This is a genomic window from Microbispora sp. H10836 (genome assembly GCF_012999525.1).
Classification (GTDB): domain Bacteria; phylum Actinomycetota; class Actinomycetes; order Streptosporangiales; family Streptosporangiaceae; genus Microbispora.
In genome coordinates, this window is record NZ_JABBWU010000015.1 from 1 (window position 1) to 18,143 (window position 18,143).

The 18,143-nt window shown below is 72.0% G+C and carries 20 protein-coding genes and 1 pseudogene; 15 read left to right on the forward strand and 6 right to left on the reverse strand.

The window, feature by feature from the left end; translation table 11 throughout:
• Window positions 1–282: 282 nt before the first annotated feature.
• The gene (locus HHX30_RS25725) at window positions 283–891 is read left to right on the forward strand and encodes a hypothetical protein (RefSeq protein WP_169984570.1); all 609 of its coding nucleotides are present in this window, start codon (window positions 283–285) and stop codon (window positions 889–891) included.
• Entirely contained in the window at window positions 888–1,463 is a 576-nt protein-coding gene (locus HHX30_RS25730; RefSeq protein ID WP_169984571.1) for a hypothetical protein, read from the forward strand. The genes HHX30_RS25725 and HHX30_RS25730 overlap by 4 nt, the downstream gene beginning before the upstream one ends.
• 539 nt (window positions 1,464–2,002) lie before the next feature.
• Here HHX30_RS25730 and HHX30_RS25735 read toward each other — a convergent pair.
• From HHX30_RS25735 to HHX30_RS25750, 4 genes are all read right to left on the reverse strand, one after another.
• On the reverse strand, window positions 2,003–2,395 hold the full coding sequence (locus HHX30_RS25735) for a VOC family protein (protein ID WP_169984572.1): 393 nt from the start codon (window positions 2,393–2,395) through the stop codon (window positions 2,003–2,005).
• 116 nt (window positions 2,396–2,511) lie between these two features.
• Window positions 2,512–3,225, reverse strand: coding sequence for a YafY family protein (locus HHX30_RS25740; protein WP_169984573.1), 714 nt, complete (start codon window positions 3,223–3,225; stop codon window positions 2,512–2,514).
• A 130-nt stretch (window positions 3,226–3,355) separates the two neighbouring features.
• Window positions 3,356–3,814, reverse strand: a complete 459-nt coding sequence (locus HHX30_RS25745) for a YafY family protein (RefSeq protein ID WP_169984574.1) — start codon at window positions 3,812–3,814, stop codon at window positions 3,356–3,358.
• 69 nt (window positions 3,815–3,883) lie between these two features.
• Window positions 3,884–4,900, reverse strand: a complete 1,017-nt coding sequence (locus tag HHX30_RS25750; protein WP_169984575.1) for a PHP domain-containing protein — start codon at window positions 4,898–4,900, stop codon at window positions 3,884–3,886.
• A gap of 134 nt (window positions 4,901–5,034) precedes the next feature.
• Here HHX30_RS25750 and HHX30_RS25755 point away from each other — a divergent pair, with 134 nt between their 5' ends.
• The 13 genes and pseudogenes from HHX30_RS25755 (at window position 5,035) to HHX30_RS43400 (ending at window position 16,628) form a co-directional block, all read left to right on the forward strand.
• Complete coding sequence (locus tag HHX30_RS25755; protein WP_249350450.1) at window positions 5,035–5,526, forward strand: hypothetical protein; 492 nt, start codon at window positions 5,035–5,037, stop codon at window positions 5,524–5,526.
• 13 nt (window positions 5,527–5,539) lie between these two features.
• Window positions 5,540–6,703 carry a glutathionylspermidine synthase family protein gene (locus HHX30_RS25760; protein ID WP_169984576.1) on the forward strand — a complete coding sequence of 388 codons (1,164 nt, stop codon included), beginning with the start codon at window positions 5,540–5,542 and terminating at the stop codon, window positions 6,701–6,703.
• A 14-nt stretch (window positions 6,704–6,717) separates the two neighbouring features.
• Complete coding sequence (locus HHX30_RS25765; protein WP_169984577.1) at window positions 6,718–7,161, forward strand: DUF350 domain-containing protein; 444 nt, start codon at window positions 6,718–6,720, stop codon at window positions 7,159–7,161.
• A 148-nt stretch (window positions 7,162–7,309) separates the two neighbouring features.
• Window positions 7,310–8,965 carry a DUF2079 domain-containing protein gene (locus tag HHX30_RS25770; RefSeq protein ID WP_169984578.1) on the forward strand — a complete coding sequence of 552 codons (1,656 nt, stop codon included), beginning with the start codon at window positions 7,310–7,312 and terminating at the stop codon, window positions 8,963–8,965.
• Between the two features lie 168 nt (window positions 8,966–9,133).
• Entirely contained in the window at window positions 9,134–10,282 is a 1,149-nt protein-coding gene (locus HHX30_RS25775; protein WP_249350460.1) for a CdaR family transcriptional regulator, read from the forward strand.
• A gap of 117 nt (window positions 10,283–10,399) precedes the next feature.
• Window positions 10,400–11,296, forward strand: coding sequence for an ACP S-malonyltransferase (locus HHX30_RS25780; RefSeq protein ID WP_169984579.1), 897 nt, complete (start codon window positions 10,400–10,402; stop codon window positions 11,294–11,296).
• The gene (locus tag HHX30_RS25785; protein WP_169984580.1) at window positions 11,293–12,249 is read left to right on the forward strand and encodes a beta-ketoacyl-ACP synthase III; all 957 of its coding nucleotides are present in this window, start codon (window positions 11,293–11,295) and stop codon (window positions 12,247–12,249) included. The genes HHX30_RS25780 and HHX30_RS25785 overlap by 4 nt, the downstream gene beginning before the upstream one ends.
• An 80-nt stretch (window positions 12,250–12,329) precedes the next feature.
• Window positions 12,330–12,569: an acyl carrier protein gene (locus HHX30_RS25790; RefSeq protein WP_169984581.1), complete on the forward strand. Its 240-nt coding sequence runs from the start codon at window positions 12,330–12,332 to the stop codon at window positions 12,567–12,569.
• 119 nt (window positions 12,570–12,688) lie between these two features.
• Complete coding sequence (gene fabF, locus HHX30_RS25795; RefSeq protein ID WP_310742166.1) at window positions 12,689–13,921, forward strand: beta-ketoacyl-ACP synthase II; 1,233 nt, start codon at window positions 12,689–12,691, stop codon at window positions 13,919–13,921.
• Window positions 13,922–13,935: 14 nt separating this feature from the next.
• The gene (locus HHX30_RS25800) at window positions 13,936–15,354 is read left to right on the forward strand and encodes an acyl-CoA carboxylase subunit beta (RefSeq protein ID WP_169984583.1); all 1,419 of its coding nucleotides are present in this window, start codon (window positions 13,936–13,938) and stop codon (window positions 15,352–15,354) included.
• 67 nt (window positions 15,355–15,421) lie between these two features.
• Window positions 15,422–15,712: a hypothetical protein gene (locus tag HHX30_RS25805; protein WP_169984584.1), complete on the forward strand. Its 291-nt coding sequence runs from the start codon at window positions 15,422–15,424 to the stop codon at window positions 15,710–15,712.
• A 77-nt stretch (window positions 15,713–15,789) separates the two neighbouring features.
• Window positions 15,790–16,224 (forward strand): annotated as a pseudogene (locus HHX30_RS43395) (aldo/keto reductase); the annotation flags it as partial.
• A 107-nt stretch (window positions 16,225–16,331) separates the two neighbouring features.
• Window positions 16,332–16,628, forward strand: coding sequence for an aldo/keto reductase (locus HHX30_RS43400; RefSeq protein ID WP_311922873.1), 297 nt, complete (start codon window positions 16,332–16,334; stop codon window positions 16,626–16,628).
• Window positions 16,629–16,680: 52 nt separating this feature from the next.
• On the opposite strand, the gene HHX30_RS25815 is transcribed toward HHX30_RS43400, so the two are convergent.
• The gene (locus HHX30_RS25815; protein ID WP_169984585.1) at window positions 16,681–17,436 is read right to left on the reverse strand and encodes a hypothetical protein; all 756 of its coding nucleotides are present in this window, start codon (window positions 17,434–17,436) and stop codon (window positions 16,681–16,683) included.
• Window positions 17,437–17,584: 148 nt separating this feature from the next.
• Window positions 17,585–18,082 carry a DUF3145 domain-containing protein gene (locus HHX30_RS25820; protein WP_169984586.1) on the reverse strand — a complete coding sequence of 166 codons (498 nt, stop codon included), beginning with the start codon at window positions 18,080–18,082 and terminating at the stop codon, window positions 17,585–17,587.
• Between the last annotated feature and the right edge of the window lie 61 nt (window positions 18,083–18,143).

An 18,143-nucleotide genomic window follows, 5' to 3' on the forward strand; every position in this document is an offset into this window, starting at 1 on the left:
CTCGCCCTGCTCGTCCTGCTCGTCCTCGCCCTCCGCATCACCGGCGCCCGGCGCCGCAAGCGCATCGAGAAACTGATCCTCCTCAACAGCCAAGGCAGACCCCTCGGGGCATGAGCACCTGAACGCGCGGACGGATCGACGCCCACCGCGACACCTGCCACGAGGCGAACCCAGCCCACCCGACCAGCACTATCCGCCCCTCAGGAGGTGGCGACCATCAACCGACCACCCAGGCAACCGACGCCGGTCCGGCGTCCGGCCCGGGGCCGGGCGCTCGGCCTCGTGGCCGCGTTCGTAATCGGCGCGCTCGTCGCCGGCGGCCTGGTGTTCTGGACCACCCGGCCGAGCTCGATCGAGCAGATGGCCAGCCAGATCCGCGCCGAATCCGCCCTCCGCGACAAGACACAGATCAAGACCCTGACCGAGCTGGCCCGCACCACGCGCGACCGGCTCGTCCCGGTGGTCGAGGGGCTGAGCCGGGCCATGCCCGTCGACGGCACCGCGGGTCCGGCCGTGGTGACCACGGCCGACGTCGAGAACTGGCGGAAGGCGGCCACCGCCGCCGCCGACGGCTTCGCCGACCCGCCGTCCGGCGAGACCGCCACCAACGTCGCGAGGTCGACTCTCGCCTCCGCCGCACGGCAGCTCGCCACGACCGTCGACACCTACGCGGCCGCGCGGGACCTCACCGGACCGGCCCGCACCACCGCTCTGGACCTGGCCGCACGGCAACGCGCCGACGCGCTCTTCACCTGGTCGGTCGGAGGCACCGCCCTCGACGCCGTGAACGTCGACGCCGGCTACGGGCACCAGCACGTGTTCCTCCCGACAACGCCCGGCGACGGAGCGCTCACCCCCGACACCGAACCTGAGGGGAGTCACGAATCGTGACCAAGGCACTGAAATACGTCTTCGCCGTCCTGCTGGCCGGGCTCGCGCTGACGCTCGGCGCACCGGCGGCGTCCGCTCACGGCGGACCGATCAAGCTGGAGGTGATCGGGGACGGCGACCACAACGTCAACGTTCTGGTGACGTACAAGGAGGACAAGCACCCGGTCACGGAGATCGTCGAGGCGACGCTGACCGCGACCGCCACCGACGGCCGCACCTTCGGGCCGGTGCCGCTGAGGTCGGCGCCCGAGGGCCAGAACGTCTACCGCGCCGCGGAGCCGCTGCCGAGCGGCGAGTGGAAGGTCACCGTGAAAGCGACCGAGCCCGCCAAGGCGAGCAAGACGGTGACGGTGAAGGCCGGTGCGGTCGACGTCGTCCCCGAGGCCCCGGCGACCACGCTCACTCCGGAGAAGGCGGCGGCGACCGGGCTGCTCAGCGACCGGGCGGCCGCGCAGGACGCCGACGACTCGGGCATGCCGCTCAAGATCGGCATCATCGCGGTCGCGGCGGCCATCGCCGTCGGGGCCTTGATCTTCATCCTGCGTCGCAGGAACCTGTACGCCCGCCGCTGAACGCGGCGCGACCCTGCCCGGCCCCGGCCGGGCGGCAGGTGCACAGCGGACATGCGGCTCCGCCGGGAAACGGCGGACCTCACAGGAGGGCCGGTCACACCGACCGGCCCTCCTGTGACGTTTCCGGCGACCAAGGTTCGCGGCGAACAATGTCGCGGCCGGATCGGGGAAGGGCCGCCCGAACGCCCTGACGGCCCGGAGGGGAAGGACCCGGGGGAAAGGCACCGCAGGGGAAGCACGGGAGGGGGGATCCCGGCGGGCGTCCGGACGGCCTCGGTAGGCTCCGGCCGGTCGGAGACCGGCCGTCGCGAGGCTCTAAGGTCTGCTCGCTCCGGCAGCACTCGGCGCGCTGTCACCGGCCGCACTGCCGTCGGTCGCACTGCCGCCGGTCACACTGTCACCGGCCGCACTGCCGTCGGTCACACTGTCACCGGCCGCACTGCCGTCGGTCGCATGTCACCGGTCGCGGCCGTCGGGCCCGGCCGGCTCGTCACAGGGCCGACGCGAGGCCCGTCGGTCAGGACCGGCGGCACGGGCGGTCAGGAAGCGGCCGGGGCGAAGACGCCGAAGAGGTTGCCGGACGGGTCGTGGAGGTAGGCGAAGTCGGGGCCGCTCTCGTTGCCCACGACCTCGCTGAGCACCTTTCCGCCCAGGGCCTCCACCTTCCGGCAGGTCTCGGTCACGTCCCGCACCAGGACGGTGAAGACGGCGTGGCCGGGCATGCCGCCCCCGGTGCCGAACACCCCGCCGCGCACCTCGTCGTCACCGTCGTAGCTGATGAGCCGATAGTCCATGCCGACGGCGGCCGAGGCCTCGTCGGTGCGGAACCGCCAGCCGAACAGGTCGCCGTAGAACCGCTGGACGCCCTCGGGGTCGTCGCTCGCGATCTCGAACCAGGCGACCGTGTCGACGGCGGGGGCGGGAGTGGTCATCGTCGTCTCTTTCTCTCTGCTTTCCGGGTTCTCGGTGAGGTAGAGCCTCCCGCCCTTCGGCGACACCCCCCTGTCGGCGTTTCCAGAATCTCACGAACGTTTTTTCGAAAGTCAGGTCAGTCGAGCACCGGTGTCCGCGCGATCATGTCCGGCACGTCGGCGTCGAACGCCTCCAGGGGCCGGCCGGGCACCGGCTCCTCGGTGAGGACGGCCTCGGCGATCCGGTCGAGCCGGAACACCCTGACGGCGTCGCGCAGGCGGCACCAGGCCACCAGATACCACCACCCGCTCCGCCCGCCGACGAACGCTCCGGGTTCCACCTCCCTGGTCGTCAGCACACCGTGCGCGTCGCTGTACCGGATGCGCAGGACGACGCTCCGGAGCAGGGCCTCCTCGATGACCCGGCCGATCGACCCGGTGTACCGGGACTCCGGCTTGTCCTCGGTGAGGATCTGCACGCGGGCGGCCAGTTGCCGGGCCCGCTCCCCCTCGGGACCGGGCATGGCGGCGACGAGCTTGCGCAGCGCGCTGCGCGCCTCGTCGGCGAATGGCTGCTGTTCTGTGCGGCTCAGGGCGATCGCCACCGCCACGGCCTCGGCGGGGGTGAAGTTGAGCGGGGGCAGGGACATGCTCTTGTCCAGCGCGTAGCCTCCCCTCCGCCCGACCTCCGCGTAGATGGGCACGCCGGCCTGCTGCAGCGCGGAGATGTCCCGCTCGATGGTCCGGGAACTCACCTCGAAGCGCAGGGCGAGCTCACGCGCGGACCGGCAGCGCGGGGAGATCGCCCGCAGGTCCTCGACGATCGCGTAGAGCCGGTCGGTACGGTTCACGCCGCAGAGGGTAGGCCATCCCACCGACATTTCTCGCTGACCCGTTCGAGTGACACGCGTTCCCGCAGGTCACGACAGGAGCGACAGGAGCCGGAGCGCCATGCCGCCGCGGGCGGGCGCCCGATGTCCTTCAGCCGCCGACGGCCTCGGCGAGTTCGGCCAGGCGGTCGCGGCCCGGCTCGGGGAACCGTTCCTCCAGGACCTCGGCCCAGGAGATCCGGTCGAGCCGGAAGACGCGGACGTCGTCGCGCAGCCGGCACCAGGCCACCAGGTACCAGTGCCCGCCCCGGCCGCCGAGGCAGATGCTCGGCTCGACGTCCCTGACCGTGGGCGCGCCCTTGCTGTTGACGTATTCCAGGCGCAGCACGTGCCGCCCGCGCAGCGCTCTATCGATGGCGCGCTTCACCGAGTCGGGGCCCGCGAGCGCGTACCCGCCCTGGTCGAGCCGGATCGGGACCCCGGCCTCCCGGAGCTTCGCGACGTCGCGCACGACGGTGCTCCTGCTGACCCCCAGGCGCGAGGCGAGCTCGCGCGCCGACAGGCATCCGCCGGATTCCAGCTCCTTCACCAGCGCGTCGCGGCGTTTCATGATTCGACGCTACGTCGATCAGTGCGGCGAAACCCGCCCAACACACCTCACTCGGACGCCACAGCACTATCACCCCAAGTGCGCAGGAGTCCCCCAGGGACGGGTGTTCCGGATGCGCTCGGGCGGTATCCCGCACAGGGCCGCGCGCTCGCACCCGAACCGCTGCCAGTCGAGCTGGCCGGGCGCGTGGGCGTCGGAGTCGACGGCGAACTCGCAGCCCATCTCGTACGCCAGCCGCATCAGGCGCTTGGGCGGGTCGAGCCGATCGGGCCGGGAATTGATCTCCACCGCGACCCCGAACCTCCGGCACGCCTCGAAGACGATCTCGGCGTCGAACCGGGACTCGGGCCGCCCTCGTCCGCGTACGACGCGGCCGGTGCAGTGCCCGAGGACGTCCACATGGGGGTCGGCCACCGCGGTGACCATCCGCCGGGTCATGTCCGCGGCGTCCATCCGCAGCAGCGAGTGGACGCTCGCCACCACGACGTCCAGCCGTTCGAGCAGCTCGGGCTCCTGGTCGAGCGAGCCGTCGGCGTTGATGTCCACCTCGATGCCGGTCAGGATCCGGAACGGCGGGCCGCCGTCCCCGGCGTACCGCTCGTTGAGCCCGGCGACCACGTCGAGCTGCCGCCGCAGCCGGTCGGCGGACAGGCCGTGCGCGACGGTCAGCCGGGGCGAGTGGTCGGTCAGCGCGAGGTACTCGTGACCGAGCGCACGGGCGGCGTCGGCCATCTCCTCGATGGGCGATCCGCCGTCCGACCAGTCGGAGTGGCTGTGGAAGTCGCCGCGCAGCGCCGACCGCAGCGCTTGCGCGGCCTCGTCCAGGTCGACGTCCTTGGTGTCCTCCAGCCGCCGCAGGTAGGTCGGCACGGCGCCGTCCAGCGCCTCGGTGACGGCCAGGGCTGTCACCTTGCCGATGCCTTTCAGGCCGGTCAGGCCGCCGGCGCGGGCGAGCCGCACCAGCTCCTCCCGGGGCAGGTCCTCGATCGCGGCGGCGGCGCCGCGGAAGGCGCGCACGCGGTACGTCGGCTCGCCGGCCCGTTCCAGCAGGAAGGCGATGCGCTTGAGTGCCTCGACGGGGTCCACATCCGGCACGCTACCCGGCGTACGGAGCATCAGCTGGACGGGACATAACAGACTCATCAGGAACCCCAGACCTGCCTGTCCCGTTCGTCCAGCCAGACGATAATGTGTGCCGATCTCGACAAGCAGGAGCCCGATTGGCAGAGCCCGGGGAGAGCCCCCCACCGAAGAACCCGCCACCCGGCAACTCCTCCTTGCCCTTCCATCCCATGGCCATGGGCGGCGCGCCGCGGCCGGCGGCGACGCCGCCCGGGAGCGGCGTCAAGTCCTCCACCATGATCAAGCTCGGCACCCTGGGCGTCCTGTCCGTCCTCGTCGTCGGCTTCTGCGCGGCCCAGGACGACTACGAGGAGGTCGGCGCGGACTGCGTGGACACCTCCACGATGAACCCGGACGGGTCGTACGTCGTCGTCGACGACTCCTACTGCGACGACGATGACGACGGGAACGGCCACAGCCACTACTCCGGCTCGCACGGCGCGTACCGCTGGTACTACGGCGGCACCCGCAACGGCGGCCGGGTCTACCACGGCACGACGATCCGGCCGGCCGACGCGCAGATCACGACGAGGTCGGGGCGGGTCGTGCAGCGCGGCGGCTTCGGCTTCCACTCCGGCGGCGGCGGCTGAGCGGGGCCGGCACGTGCGCAGACTGACCTCGGCGCCCAGGGAGAACTGGGCCGCCCTCATCGAGTCGCAGGGCCTCGCGTTCCACCGCTCCGCCCACCCCGAGGGGCTCACCCGGCCGTACTGGGACGAGAGCGTCCACTACGTCTTCACCATGGACGAGGTCCTGTCCCTGGAGGAGCAGGTCGAGGAGCTGCACCGGATGTGCCTGGCCGCGGCCGACCACATCGTGGCCTTCGACCGGTTCGCCGACCTCGGCATCCCACCGCACTGCCGCGCGGCCGTCGCGGAGTCGTGGCGGCGGCGCGACCCGCACGTCTTCGGCCGGTTCGACCTGCGCTACGACGGCACGGGACCGGCCAAGCTGCTGGAGTACAACGCCGACACCCCGACCAGCCTGGTCGAGAGCTCCGTCGTGCAGTGGTTCTGGCTCAAGGACGTGTATCCCGAGGACGACCAGTGGAACTCGATCCACGAGCGCCTGGTCGACCGCTGGAAGTCGCTCACGCTGCAGACGGGCCCGGCACACTTCGCGTGGACCAGCGCCGACGAGACGGGCGAGGAGGCGATGACCATCGGCTACCTCCAGGAGACCGCGGAGCAGGCGGGGCTCGTCACGGCGGCGATCGCCATGGAGGACATCGGCTGGGACCCGCTCAACCGCCGGTTCGTCGACATGGAGCACCGGGTCGTCCGCACGCTGTGCAAGCTGTACCCCTGGGAGTGGATCGTCGCCGAGCCGTTCGCGCCGCACGCGCTCGCGCAGCAGGTCTCGATGACGTGGATCGAGCCCCTGTGGAAGATGCTGCTGTCCAACAAGGCCCTGCTGGCGATCCTCTGGGAGCTGTACCCGGACCACCCCAACCTGCTGCCCGCATACCTCGACGGTCCCCGCGAGCTGGCCGGCGACCCCGGCTACGTGCGCAAGCCGCTACTCGGCCGCGAGGGCGCCTCGATGCGGATCGCCGCGCCGGGCGTCGAGATGGAGACCGCGGGCGAGTACGGCACGGAGGGCTTCGTCTACCAGGAGTTCCTGCCGTTGCCCGAGTTCGACGGCTGGCGTCCGGTGCTCGGCGCCTGGATGGTCGACGACGAGTCGGCCGGGCTCGGCATCCGGGAGACCTCCGGTCTCGTCACCGACGACACGTCCTCTTTCGTCCCCCACCGCATTCACGGCTGAAAGCGAAGGCCCCCGTGGACACCAAAACCTCCATCGCCGACGTGCTCACGCACGGCTCCCTGGCGATCCTCTCGTACGCCATCCTGGGCGTGCTGCTGCTCGTCGCCGGGTTCTACGTCATCGACCTGGCGACGCCCGGCAGGCTCAGCAAGATCATCCGTACCGACCGCAACCCCAACGCCACGGTGCTGGCCGCCTCCAGCGTCGCCGGCGTCGGGCTCATCGTGGCGGCCTCCATCTGGTCGTCGGGCGGCGCCCTGCAGGAGGGGCTGCTCGCGACGCTCGTGTTCGGCCTGGTGGGCATCGCCGTGCAGACGCTCGGCATGGTCGCCTTCGACAAGGTCGCCGGCATCTCGGTGCGCGAACTCGTCCGGGAGACCACGCTGCAGCCCGCCGCCGTGCTCCTCGGCGTGACGCACTTCTTCATCGGCCTCATCACGGCCGTCGCCGTCATCTGACCCCGTACGGACGTGGTCCCGCCCGCCGTGAAACATTCATCGGCCGGCGGGCAGACGCCCAGGTGGGAGCGGCGGGCGTGCCGCGAAGAAGTTTGCGCGGGTACGCCCGTATAGACCGTTCCCGCCCGGAGGGCCTACTCTCCTCCTCGTGATCACGGGGACCACGACGTCCGGGCAACCGGCGGAGGAGTCGCCCCGGAAAGCCAGCGACCCCGACGACACCCTGGAGGCAGCCGCCGTGGACGGAACGGCCGTCGCGGAGCCGGAGGACACGGCAGGCCCCCGGGCAGCCGGCGCGGAGCCCGAAGACGCCGTCGGCGCCACGGCCGCCGCCGGACCGGAGGAACAGCGGGACGGCCAGGCCGGTGAGAGCGCGCCTCAGGGCCCCGCCGGACGGTTCCTGAGGTCCAACCGGCACCTCATCGCGGTGTCGGTGCTGTGCGGGCTGTCCGCGGCCCTGAACTGGACCCTGTCCCTGCTCAGGTTCGCCCACTTCCAGGTGGCCACCTACGACCTCGTCATCTTCGACCAGGCGGTGCGCGGATACTCGCGCTTCTCCGCGCCCACGGTGCCGTTGCGCGGGATCACCGGCGGCTTCGGCATGGACTACATCCAGCTCGCCGACCACTTCTCGCCGATCCTGGCCGTGCTGGCGCCCTTCTACTGGCTCCACGACGGGCCCGAGACGCTGCTCGTGGCGCAGGCCGTGCTGTTCGCCCTGGCCATTCCGTTCATCTGGATGTTCACCCGCCGCGTGCTCGGCACCCCCCACGCCTACCTCGTCTCCGCCGCGTACGCGATCTCCTGGCCGATCGCGCAGGCGACGGCGGTGGAGTTCCACGAGGTCGCCTTCGTGCCGCTGCTGAGCGCGATCGCCGTCGAGCGGCTGCACGCCGGGCGGCGGCTGCCCGGGCTGCTCGCGGTGCTCGGCCTGCTGCTCACCAAGGAGGACTTGGGCCTCCTGGTGGCGGGTCTCGGCGTGTGGCTGTTCCTCACCGGGCAGCGCCGGCTCGGCGCCGGGCTGGCCGTCGCCGGAGTGGCCGTGTTCCAGGTGGTGCGCAAGTTCCTGATCCCGCTGGCCGGCGGCAACCCGGCCTACTACACGCGCTACTCCAAGCTCGGCGAGGACCTGCCGCAGATGTTGTGGAGCGCGGTCACCCGGCCGCACGAGTTCGCGGCCATGCTCTTCGACGACCACTCGAAGTGGGACACCTGGGGCCTGCTGCTGTGGCCGGCGCTGTTCCTGTGCCTGCTGTCCCCGCTGGTCCTGGCGGCGCTGCCGCTGATCCTGGAGCGGCTGCTGGCCGACTCGGACAACTGGTGGTCGACCGGCTGGCACTACGACGCGTTCGTGGTGGTGATCCTGCTGCTGGCCGGGGTGGACGGCGCCGCCCGGCTGATCCGGTGGCTGGAGCGGCGCGGGCTGCCGCGCCCCGGGCACGGCCTGCGGCTGGCCTACGCCGCCGCGGTCTTCGCGGTCGCGGTCACCACGGTCCCCTACCGGCCGTTCGACAACCTGATGAACCCCGACTTCTACCGGCCCGACCCGCGTACGGCGGCCCGGGAGCAGGCCATGAGCCTGGTCCCCGACGGCGTCGTGGTGGAGGCGACCGACGACTTCGGCGCGCGGCTGTCCGGCCGGACGACCGTGCTGTGGTGGGACTACCAGAAGCGGGGCACGCCCTGGATCGTGGCCTCGGTCAACAACGACCTGCGCGGCCTGGTCAACAGCTACCTGGCCGAGGGCTACGAGATGCGCCTCGACCGCGACGACATCGTCGTCCTGCATCGCATCGGCGCCTGACGCCGCCGTTCCGACGTGCGACGACGCCGTCCGCGCCCCCGTACGGCACGATCTCCGGGATGACCTGGCACGCTAGAGGGCGTGAGCGAGCGGGGCACGGGGAGCGGCGGACAGGTGCGAACGGACGGACAGGGCGACGTGGCCCGGGTGGCCGGAGACGGTGTGCCGATGAGCGACAGGATCCGGGAGGACACGGCGCGCCGGCTCGACCGGGCCATGGGCAGCCTCGGGACGGCCGCGATGGCCCGGATGGAGGAGCGGCTGGCCTGGTACCGCGCACTGTCGGCGGAGGACAGGTCGTGGGTCGGCCTGGTGGCGCAGGCCGGCATCGCGGCGTTCGTGGAGTGGTTCGGCCACGCGGGCGAGGGACGGCCGACGCCGAGCATCGAGTTCTTCGGCACCGCGCCGCGTGAGCTCAAGCGCAGCGTGTCGCTCCAGCAGACCGTCGACCTCGTCCGCATCGTCGTCGAGGTCGTGGAGGCCCAGGTCGAGGAGCTGGCCGCGCCCGGCGGCGCGGAGCTGCTGCGGCACGCGATGCTGCGCTACACGCGCGACGTGGCCTTCGCCGCCGCGCAGGTGTACGCCAGGGAGGCCGAGGCACGCGGCTCGTGGGACGCCCGGCTGGAGGCGCTGATCGTGGACGCGCTGGTGCGCGGCCAGGTCGACGACGGGCTGCACTCGTGGGCCGCCGCGCTCGGCTGGACCTCCGCGCCGGTCGTCGTCTTCGCCGGGTACGCCCCCGACGAGGACCCGCAGAGCGTCATCGACGGGCTGCGCGACAAGGGCCGCCGTCTCGGCCACGAGCTGCTCGCCGGGGTGCAGGGCGACCGGCTCATCGTCATCGTGGGCGGCGCGGACGGCGTCAAGGACGCGGCGCGCGGCGTCGTGCCGCGCTTCGGTCCCGGGCCCGTCGTCATCGGGCCCGAGGTGCCCGACCTGCACGCGGCGGCCAGATCGGCCCGCGCCGCCATCGCGGGCCTGCGCGCCGCCGCCGGCTGGCCCGACGCCCCGCGCCCGGTGCTCGCCGAGGACCTGCTGGCCGAGCGCGCGCTGGACGGCGACGAGGACGCCCGGGCCCAGCTGGTGGAGAACGTCTACAAGCCGCTCGCCGGGACCCCGCTGCTCGACACGCTCGCGACGTACCTGGAGCAGGGGACCTCCCTCGAGGCGACCGCCCGGCTGTTGTTCGTCCATCCGAACACCGTGCGGTACCGTCTACGTAAGATCACGGAACTGACCGGGTACCAGCCCACCGAGGGACGGTCCGCATTCACCCTCCAGGTGGGTCTCATACTCGGGCGCCTGTCCGTAACCTGAGCCGGGTGCCTTAATCTTCTCGACACCGAAACTGTAGGTACCCCACAACGCGGCGGCCACAAAGTTCGTTCGGATCTCCATCAGTGTGGTGAACCTCTACAGGGCAGGGTTGAGTACGTGCTCGTCATCGTCGCTCCGGGCCAAGGCGCCCAGACCCCAGGATTCCTCAGTCCGTGGCTCGAGATACCCGAGTTCCGCGAGCGGATCTCCGCGTGGTCGGAGATCGTGGAGCTCGATCTCGTGTCGTACGGAACGACCGCCGGCGCCGACGAGATCCGCGACACCGCCGTGGCCCAGCCCCTGCTGGTGGCCGCCGCCCTGGCGTCGTCCGAGATCCTCGGGGTCCGGCCGGACATGGTCGCCGGGCACAGCGTGGGCGAGCTCGCCGCCGCCGCGATCGCCGGTGTGCTGACCCCCGAGCAGGCCCTCGCGCTGGTGCGCGAGCGCGGCCGGGCCATGGCCAAGGCCGCCGCCGTCACCGAGACCGGCATGAGCGCGGTGCTCGGCGGCGCGGAGGAGGACGTCCTCACCGTGATCTCCAAACACGGGCTGACCCCCGCCAACATGAACGGCGCGGGTCAGATCGTCGCGGGCGGCACGCGGGCGCAGCTGGAGGCCTTCGCGGCCGAGCCGCCGGAGAAGGCGCGGGTGCGTCCCCTGGCGGTCGCCGGAGCCTTCCACACCGTCCACATGGCCCCCGCCGTCGACCATCTGCGCGCCGAGGCCGCGGCGCTCACCCCCGCGGACCCGTCGGTGACGCTGCTGTCCAACGCCGACGGCGCGGCCGTCGCCGGAGGTGGCGAGTTCCTGGACCGGCTGGTGAACCAGGTGGCCAACCCGGTTCGCTGGGACGCCTGCATGGCGACGATGGCCGAGCGCGGCGTCACCGCCATGATCGAGCTGCTGCCCGGCGGCACGCTGACGGGCCTGGCCCGGCGGGCCCTGCCCGGCGTGAAGACCGTGGCGCTCAAGACCCCCGGTGACCTGGACTCCGCCAGGGAGGTGCTGAAGTGAGGCTCGGCCAAGGCGCTCCCGCGGCGAGGGTGCTCGCCTTCGGCGGCTACCAGCCCGCCCAGGTCGTCACCAACGACGACCTCGCCGCCCGGCTCGACACCAACGACGAGTGGATCCAGAGCCGCGTCGGCATCAAGGAACGCCGCGTGGCGGGCCCGGAGGAGTCGGAGATCGACCTCGCGGTGCAGGCGGGCGGCAAGGCCCTGGCGGCCAGCGGCCTGTCGAGCGACGACATCGACCTGGTGATCGTGGCGACCTGCACGATCGAGGCGCCCATCCCCAACGCCGCGGGCCGCGTCGCCCACCGGCTCGGCATCACGGCCCCCGGCGCCTTCGACATCAACGCCGCCTGCGCCGGCTTCTGCTACGCGCTGGCCGCCGCGTCCGACGCGGTGCGGTCGGGCTCGGCGACCAACGTGCTGGTCGTCGGCAGCGAGAAGCTCACCCAGTGGGTCGACCCCGACGACCGGTCGACCGTCGTCATCTTCGCCGACGGCGCGGGCGCCGCGGTCGTGGGCCCCTCCGACCGGCCGTGCATCGGCCCGGTGGCGTGGGGCAGCGCCGGCGACAAGGCCGAGGCGATCGCCATCAAGGACCGCCAGTCCTTCCTCCATCAGGAAGGCCAGACGGTGTTCCGCTGGGCCACCACCGCGCTTCACCCGGTGGCCAAGCTCGCCTGCGAGCGTGCGGGGGTGGACCCCGCCGACCTGGACGCGTTCGTCCCCCACCAGGCGAACCTGCGGATCGTCGAGGCCATCGCGCGCAAGCTGGGCGCCGAGAAGGCCGTCGTCGCCAAGGACATCGTGCTCGCCGGCAACACCTCCGCCGCGTCGATCCCGCTCGCGCTCTCTCGCATGATCGAGCGCGGCGAGGTCCGGTCGGGCGACCTGGCCCTGCTGCTGGGCTTCGGCGCCGGCCTCACCTACGCCTCCCAGGTGATCGAGATCCCCTGAGGAACTTGTACGGCCTGCCGTACAGAGCTGGGGCAACCCAGAAAACCCGGAAGACAGAAAATCCAAGGAGTAGTCGCGACATGGCACTGACCGAGCAGGAGATCCTCGCGGGCCTCGGCAAGATCATTAACGAGATCACCGGCATCCCGGCCGACGAGGTCACCCCGGAGAAGAGCTTCGTGGACGACCTGGACATCGACTCGCTCTCGATGGTCGAGATCGCCGTCGCGGCCCAGGACGAGTTCGGCGTCGAGATCCCCGACGACCAGCTCAAGCACCTGAAGACCGTCAAGGACGTCATCAGCTTCATCCAGGCCTAGGGCGTATCCCCTAGTCCCCGCCGTACGACGGCCGCACGGACGTGCCCGCCCCGCCTCCGATGAGACGGCAGGGCGCGTCCGGCCCCTTTCACGCTCATACGCAAGAGGAGTGCAGACAAGTGAGTAAGGACCGGGTACGTGTCGTAGTCACCGGGCTCGGCGCGACGACGCCCCTCGGTGGAGACGTCGCATCGACCTGGTCGGCGCTCCTCGAGGGGCGGTCGGGCATCCGCACGCTCACCGAGGACTGGGTCGACACCGTGCCGGTGAAGTTCGCCGGTGTGGCGGCCGTCGACCCCGGCGAGGTGCTTCCCCGGCCCGAGGCGAGGAGGCTCGACCGCGCCGAGCAGTTCGCCCTGATCGCCGCCAGGCAGGCCTGGCAGGACGCGGGCGCCCCCGAGGTGGACGGGGACCGGCTGGGCGTGGTGGTCGGCAGCGGCATCGGCGGCATCGGAACGATCCTGTCCGCCTACGACCTCTACCGGGAGAAGGGCTGGAACCGGCTGTCGCCGTTCACCGTGCCGATGCTCATGCCCAACGGCTCGGCCGGTTGGATCAGCATCGAGCTGGGCGCCAAGGCCGGCGCGCACGCCACGGTCAGCGCCTGCGCCACCGGTGCCGAGTCCATCGGCTACGGCATCGACATGATCCGCTCCGGCCGGGCCGACATGGTGGTCGCCGGCGGCACCGAGGCGGCGATCCACGGTCTGAACGTGGCGTCGTTCGCCGCGGCGCGGGCCATGTCGACCCGCAACGACGAGCCCGAGCGCGCCTCCCGCCCGTTCGACAAGGGCCGCGACGGCTTCGTGCTCGGCGAGGGCGCGGGCATCGTGGTGCTGGAGTCGGAGGAGCACGCCCTGGCTCGCGGCGCCCGCATCTACGCCGTGGCCGCCGGAGCCGGTTACACCAGCGACGCCTACCACATCACCGGGCTCGACCCGGACGGCAAGGGCGGCCAGGAGGCCATGCTCCGGGCCCTCAGGAACGCGGACCTCGCCCCGTCGGACGTCGTCCACGTCAACGCCCACGCCACGTCGACCCCGCTCGGTGACGAGATCGAGGCCCGTGCGATCAAGGAGGCCATCGGCGGCCACGCGATCGTCACCGCCACCAAGTCGATGACCGGCCACCTCCTCGGCGGCGCCGGCGGCATCGAGTCGATCTTCACCATTCTCGCCCTGCACGAGCGGATCGTGCCGGCCATCGCGAACCTGGACGACCCGGCCGACGGCATCGAGGTCGACCTCGTACGCGGCGAACCCCGCAAGCTCGAGGGCGACCAGCTCGCCGCGATCAACAACTCCTTCGGGTTCGGCGGACACAACGTCGCCGTGGCCTTCACGACGGTTTGACAAGGGAGTCTCGAATGACAGTGCTCGACAGCAGGACGGTGGCCGACGCCGCCGAAGCGGCCGCCGTCGATCCTCGTGACCCCCTGGTGCGCCTCGGCCACCTGCTGGACGAGGGGTCGATCCGGACGATCACCCCCGAGGACAGGAGCGGCGTGCTGGCGGTGACCGGCCGCGTCGAGGGCGTGCCGGTCGTGGCGTTCTGCAGCGACGCCCGTGTCCAGGGCGGCGCGATGGGCGCGGAGGGCTGCGAGCACATCGTCCACGCCTACGACGTCGCGGTGCGCGAGCGCGTGCCGATCATCGGCCTGTGGCACTGCGGCGGCGCCCGGCTCGCCGAGGGCGTGGAGTCCCTGCACGCCGTGGGCCGCGTGTTCGCCGCCATGACCAAGGCCTCGGGCCTGGTCCCCCAGATCTCCGTCGTCGTCGGCCCTGCGGCCGGCGGCGCCGCCTACGGCCCGGCCCTGACCGACATCGTGATCCTGGCCGACCAGGGCCGCATCTTCGTCACCGGCCCCGACGTCGTCCGCAGCGTCACCGGCGAGCAGATCGACATGGCGGCGCTCGGCGGTCCCGAGCCGCACAGCAAGCGCAGCGGCGTCGTCCACGTCGTCACCAAGGACGAGCCTGAGGCGATGCTGCGCGCCCGCCAGCTCGCCAGCCTGCTCGGCCACCAGGGCCGGGTGCGCGAGGTGGACGAGGTCGACTTCAGCGACGTGCTCCCCGACAACCCCCGCCGCGCCTACGACGTGCATCCGCTGGTGAAGGGGCTGCTCGACGAGCCCGGCGTGGAGCTGCACCCCAAGTGGGCGCCCAACATCGTCACCACCCTGGGCCGGCTCGGCGGCCGCACGGTCGGTGTCATCGCCAACAACCCCATGCGGCTCGGCGGCTGCCTCGACTCCGCCTCCGCCGAGAAGGCCGCCCGTTTTGTCCGGATGTGCGATGCCTTCGGAGTGCCGCTGGTGGTGCTCGTGGACGTGCCCGGTTACCTTCCCGGTGTCGGCCAGGAGCACGACGGCGTCGTCCGGCGCGGCGCGAAGCTGCTGCACGCGTTCGCCGAGGCGTCCGTGCCCCGCGTCACCCTGATCACCCGCAAGGCGTACGGCGGGGCGTACATCGCGATGAACTCCCGCTCGCTCGGCGCGACCCGGGTGTTCGCCTGGCCGAACATCGAGGTGGCGGTCATGGGCGCGGTCGCGGCGGTGCGCATCCTCAAGCGGCGTGAGCTCGCGGCCGCCCCCGAGGAGGAGCGCTCCGCCCTCGAGGCCCGGCTGGCCGAGGAGCACGAGAAGGCCGCGGGCGGCCTCCAGCGCGCCCTCGACCTCGGCGTCATCGACGAGGTGATCGAGCCGGCCAAGACGCGCGGTGCGATCGCCCGGGTGCTCGCCCAGGCCACCCCGGCCCGGGGCGCCCACGGCAACATCCCGCTCTGACGACGTACCGGAAGCGCCGGTCCCCACATCAGGGGACCGGCGCTTTCGCGTTCTCGCGGTCCGGCTGGTGAGCGCGCTGTATCCGGGCGATGAGGCGTTCGATCCGCCCGCCGCCTGGTGGGGCACCCCACTGGGCCGGGCGGTCGCCCGGCGCGCGGGGCACCCGGCCGCGACCGCGGTGCCGGTCTCGGTCGCCGCGGCGATGCTCGGCATCACCCGTCAGGGCGTGCACGACCTGGTGCGCCGCCACAAGCTCGACCGCGATTCCGGGGGCGCGATCACCACGGCGTCGATCCAGGCCCGCCTCTCCCGTAGCCGCGGCGACCGGGCGGCGGCCGGCGTGAGGAGCTCTGAATGACCGTTTCCACCGGTTCCACCGGCGACGTCCTGCGGCTCGCGGACGGCCTGGCCGTCCGGCGGCTGGGATACGGCGCGATGCAGCTGCCGGGCCCGGGGGTGTGGGGCCCGCCGCGGGACCACGCGACCGCACTCGCCGTGCTCCGCCGGGCCGCGGAACTGGGTGTCACCCACATCGACACCAGCGACTTCTACGGCCCGCACGTCGCCAACGACCTGATCAGACAGGCCCTGCACCCCTATCCGGACGACCTGGTCATCGCCACCAAGGTCGGCGTGGTCCGCGACGAGTGGCACGGCTTCGAGGCCGCCGCGGAGCCGGAGCGGCTGCGCGAGCAGGTCGAGGAGAACCTGGTCCGGCTCGGCCGGGCCCGGCTCGACCTCGTCTACCTGCGGGTGGGCGGTGACGGGCTGCTGTTTCCCGGCGAGGTGCCCTTCGCCGAGTCCTTCCGGGCGCTGGCCGGGCTCCACGAACGCGGGCTGATCCGCGCGCTCGGACTCAGCGGCGTGACGACGGAACAACTGGCCGAGGCGCGCGCGATCGCGCCCGTGGCGGCGGTGCAGACACCTGTTCGACCCGGTCGGGCGCGGACGTCCTGGCCGCGTGCGAGGCCGCCGGCATCGCGTTCGCCGCCTACTTCCCGCTCGCCGCCGGCATGCTCCGGCCCGGCCTGGATCTGTCGCAGGCCCCGCCCGGCATGGCCCCCTCGGCCGAGCGGCTGGCCGTGCTCGACGAGGTCGCCGGCCGGTACGGCGCGACCCGCGCGCAGGTGGCGCTCGCCTGGCTGCTCGGCCGTTCCCCGGTCACCCTGGCCATTCCCGGCACCTCCTCGCTCACCCACCTGGAGGAGAACATGGCCGCGGCCCTGCTGCGCCTGTCCCCCGGGGACATCGCCCTGCTGGACGGGCTCGCCTGATCCGGTCCGCCCGGTCCGTACGACAACACGGGCCGGGCGGACGCGGGCGAGGTCAGGACGTGAGCTCGGGAAGCTCCAGGTAGGACTTGCCGCGGACGAACCACTGGAAGTCGGCGGCGTTCTTGCCGCTGGGCGAGGGCAGCCCGGCCCGCAGGTTCACGGCCGTGTTGACCAGGCCCCAGTCGAGGCCGCAGCCCGACGCCTTCGGCACGGCGAACGTCGTGTCGGTGGCCGTGGCCTTGAAGACCGGCGTGTCGTCGATGAACGTCAGGTCCAGCGAGGTGATCTCGGGGTTCAGTGTGATCGGGGCGGCGTCGCTCCCGATGTAGCACTTCTTGCCGAGCAGCGAGTGGATCATGCGGATCTTGATGCCGACGTTGGTCGGGAAGACCGGGCCGGCCTCGACCTTCCCGGTGCCCTGGGTCTCCACGTACACGTCGGTGAGCTTGGGCACCTCGAACGGCTTGCCGATGAGGCCGCCGGGCACCTTCATCCGGCCGCCCACGACGCTGCCGAACGCCGCCGCCGTGCTGCCGTCGGCGAGTCTGCCCTGCGCCACGGTGATCCGCAGCGGCTGGCTGATGTCCTGGGTGATCGAGCCGAGCTTGATCGAACCACCGACGGTGATGATGAAGATGCAGCTCCAGGTGTCGGGAGCGGCGCCGGCCGGAAGCCGCGGGCAGCCGGCCCAGTCGGCGTCGCTCGGATGGTAGTCGTAGGCGGCCGTCGCCTGGGCGGGCGCCGCCGTGCCGGCCAGCAGCGCCACCGCCGCCACGCCGATCGCCAGGCTCCGGGCAAGAACGCTCATGGACTCCTCCTCGGGTCCGCGTCGGGGGGTGCGGACGTGGATGAGTCCCGGTATATCTGCGAAAAAGACGGCTTTCTATGCGGTTTTCACAAGGCGCAAGGGTGACTTGTTATCACGATCCGCGCAAAACAGTCGCCGCGGAACCGGATCAGACGGCGGCGTGCAGCCAGCGGACCGGCGCCCCTTCACCCGCGTAGCGGAACGACTCCAGTTCCTCGTCCCACTGCTTGCCGAGCAGGCGGTCGAGCTCCTCCTCCAGGACCACCCGTCCCTGCGCCGCCATGAGCATGACGTTGCGCAGCCGGTCCTCGGGGATCATGATGTCGCCGTTCGCGCCGACGACCGCCGTGAAGGCGCCGAGCGTCGGCGTGTAGGCGTGCCGGGAGCCGTCGACGCCCGGCGAGGCGTCCTCGGTTATCTCGAAGCGGATGCGCTGCCAGCCCATGAGTGAGGACGTGATCGCCGCCGCCGTACCGGGACGCCCCTCCCACTCGGCCTGGGCCCGCAGGGTCCCGGGCGCGGCAGGCTGGGCGGTCCACGTCAGGTCGACGGGCACGCCAAGAACGCCTGCGACGGCCCACTCAATGTGCGGGCACAGCGCAGGCTGAGCCGAGTGGACGTACAGGACGCCACGAGCAGCAGCCACCGGACCTCCCAATTCGCATGAGGTGCGCCTTCCCCAACGGCCTCACACTTGGAATGATCAC

What these genes read in the sequence shown, in the direction of transcription:
- HHX30_RS25735 (WP_169984572.1), bottom strand. Translation starts at nt 2,395, where the DNA reads ATGACCACTCCCGCCCCCGCCGTCGACACGGTCGCCTGGTTCGAGATC.
- HHX30_RS25745 (WP_169984574.1), bottom strand. Translation starts at nt 3,814, where the DNA reads ATGAAACGCCGCGACGCGCTGGTGAAGGAGCTGGAATCCGGCGGATGC.
- HHX30_RS25775 (WP_249350460.1), top strand. Translation starts at nt 9,134, where the DNA reads ATGAGCGACAGGATCCGGGAGGACACGGCGCGCCGGCTCGACCGGGCC.
- HHX30_RS25790 (WP_169984581.1), top strand. Translation starts at nt 12,330, where the DNA reads ATGGCACTGACCGAGCAGGAGATCCTCGCGGGCCTCGGCAAGATCATT.
- HHX30_RS25800 (WP_169984583.1), top strand. Translation starts at nt 13,936, where the DNA reads ATGACAGTGCTCGACAGCAGGACGGTGGCCGACGCCGCCGAAGCGGCC.
- HHX30_RS25815 (WP_169984585.1), bottom strand. Translation starts at nt 17,436, where the DNA reads ATGAGCGTTCTTGCCCGGAGCCTGGCGATCGGCGTGGCGGCGGTGGCG.